Annotated in this window: 4 protein-coding genes; all 4 read left to right on the forward strand. The window is 58.7% G+C overall.

Annotated features, from left to right (window positions below; genetic code table 11):
• The coding region (locus V7665_RS08615; protein WP_335664123.1) for a glycoside hydrolase family 3 N-terminal domain-containing protein at positions 1-420 on the forward strand (420 nt) is incomplete at its 5' end.
• On the forward strand, positions 417-1,202 hold the full coding sequence (locus tag V7665_RS08620) for a segregation and condensation protein A (RefSeq protein ID WP_335664124.1): 786 nt from the start codon (positions 417-419) through the stop codon (positions 1,200-1,202). The genes V7665_RS08615 and V7665_RS08620, both read left to right, overlap by 4 nt.
• A 34-nt stretch (positions 1,203-1,236) precedes the next feature.
• Complete coding sequence (gene scpB / locus V7665_RS08625) at positions 1,237-1,902, forward strand: SMC-Scp complex subunit ScpB (RefSeq protein ID WP_442955204.1); 666 nt, start codon at positions 1,237-1,239, stop codon at positions 1,900-1,902.
• 25 nt (positions 1,903-1,927) lie between these two features.
• Positions 1,928-2,140, forward strand: a 213-nt coding sequence (locus tag V7665_RS08630; protein ID WP_335664125.1) for a twin-arginine translocase TatA/TatE family subunit, incomplete at its 3' end; no start/stop codon positions are given.

A 2,140-nucleotide genomic window follows, 5' to 3' on the forward strand; every position in this document is an offset into this window, starting at 1 on the left:
CCGTTCCAGGCGCTGAACAAGGCGCCGATGGGCATGACCGGCCATTTGCTGTTCACCGCGTGGGATGCTCAGACACCGTCGACTCTGTCGAAAATTGTCATTCAGGATATCATTCGCGACCGGATCGGTTTTGACGGGCTGCTGTTCACCGACGATCTCGATATGGAAGCTTTGTCCGGCACCGTTGCCGAGCGCGCCGAACGGGCGCAGGCAGCCGGCTGCGACATCGCGCTCAACTGCTGGGCAAAGATGGACGATATGATCGCTATTGCCGAAAGTCTCGCACCGATGTCGGAGAAAACCCGGCAGCGGCTGGATCGGGCGATGGCAACGATTGCGGACACAAAAGATGCCGGTTCGGCCGATGAACTGGCTGGCCTGCTTGCCCGGCGCGACGAACTCATGGCCGCAGCGGCATGATTGACGAGCCGGAAACCGAGGGTTTTTTCTTTCCCCCTGAACCGGTTGCCTCCGACGAAGGGTCGCTGACGCTGAATATCGACGGCTGGGAAGGACCGCTTGATCTGCTGCTCGCCCTGGCGCGCAACCAGAAAGTCGATTTGCGCGAAATTTCGATCCTCGAACTGGTTCAGGAATATCTCAAATATATCGCCAGCGCCCAGACTCTGCGACTCGAACTGGCAGCTGACTATCTGGTGATGGCGGCATGGCTGACCTATTTGAAATCGGGGCTGTTATTGCCGCGTGATCCGGAAATCGATCCTTCGCCCGAAGAACTGGCCCTGCGGCTGCAGATGCGGCTGGAGCGGCTGAACGCGATGCGGGAATCGGGCGCTCGTCTGCTGGCCAGAGACCGGATTGGCCGCGATGTGTTCATGCGCGGTGCACCGGAGGGGCTTAGAGTGGTCAAGGACCGGCATTGGCAGGCCGAATATTATGACCTGATCACCGCTTATTCGCGAGTCAAAAGACGCAGCGCGCCGGCGATACATATCGTCCGGCAGCGGATGGTGATGACCCTCGAGGATGCGCTTGCACGGGTTTCGATGATGCTGGGCGAAGCGATAGACTGGATGGATATAAGGCATTTCCTTCCGCCCGGCGCACCGCCGGAGCTACGCAAGTCGGCGCTCGCTTCCAGCTTTCTGGCGACATTGGAACTGGCCCGGCAGGGGAAACTGGAATTGCAGCAGGAAGGCAGTTTTGCGCCGCTCAGAATAAAGGCTACGACTCATGGATGAACATCACGTGGAAGACACCAGCCTGATCGAACCGATGGCGGAGGCGATGGATATCGGCAAGCGTGCGGTCGAGGCGACGCTTTTTGCCTCCGAAAAACCGATGACGATCGCCGATATCAAGGCCTATGTCGGCGAAGAGCTGGATATTCGCCAGATTCTTGCAGGCCTGCAGGAGGATTTTCAGCATCGCGGCATCGTCCTGATCAAAACCGGCGACCGCTGGCATTTTCAGACCGCGCAGGATCTTTCGCACCTCTTGCGCCGCGAACGCGCCGAGCTGCGCAAGCTCAGCCGGGCCGGCATGGAAACGCTGGCGATCATCGCCTATCATGAACCGGTCAGCCGCGCCGAAATCGAAGCGATAAGGGGCGTTCAGGTTGCCAAGGGCACGCTCGATGTGCTGATGGAAGCGGGCTGGGCCCGTCCGGCGGGCCGCCGTGAAGTGCCGGGCAGGCCGCTGATCTATGCGACCACTGCGGAATTTCTGACTCATTTCGGCCTGCAGAGCCGCAGGGATTTGCCCGGTATCGATGACCTGAAAGCGGCAGGATTGCTGGATCCCGTCGATCTCGCGTTCGAGCAAATGGAACTGGAAGCCGAAGCGGAAACCGAGGCGGAACAGGGCTCCGATGACTCCGCAGAGCGAGAGTTTGCAGATGATGTTGGTGTTTTGCTGGAAAACCAAGGCGAAAGCGCTTAAATAGAACGCTTAAGGAGAATATCGCATGCAACCGAGTGTTTGGCAGATTTTAATTGTAGCGGCGCTGGTTCTGGTTCTGTTTGGCCGTGGCCGGATTTCCGAAATGATGGGCGATGTCGGCAAGGGCATCCGTTCTTTCAAACAAGGCATCACCGACGAAGAGGCGAGCGCTGCCAAACCAACCCCCAAGATTGACAGCAAGACCGCAGATACGTCGGCCGAGACCAGCAAAACCTCT

Source organism: Parasphingorhabdus sp., from assembly GCF_036964675.1.
GTDB lineage: Bacteria > Pseudomonadota > Alphaproteobacteria > Sphingomonadales > Sphingomonadaceae > Parasphingorhabdus.

What these genes read in the sequence shown, in the direction of transcription:
- scpB (WP_442955204.1), top strand. Translation starts at nt 1,237, where the DNA reads ATGGCGGAGGCGATGGATATCGGCAAGCGTGCGGTCGAGGCGACGCTT.
- V7665_RS08620 (WP_335664124.1), top strand. Translation starts at nt 417, where the DNA reads ATGATTGACGAGCCGGAAACCGAGGGTTTTTTCTTTCCCCCTGAACCG.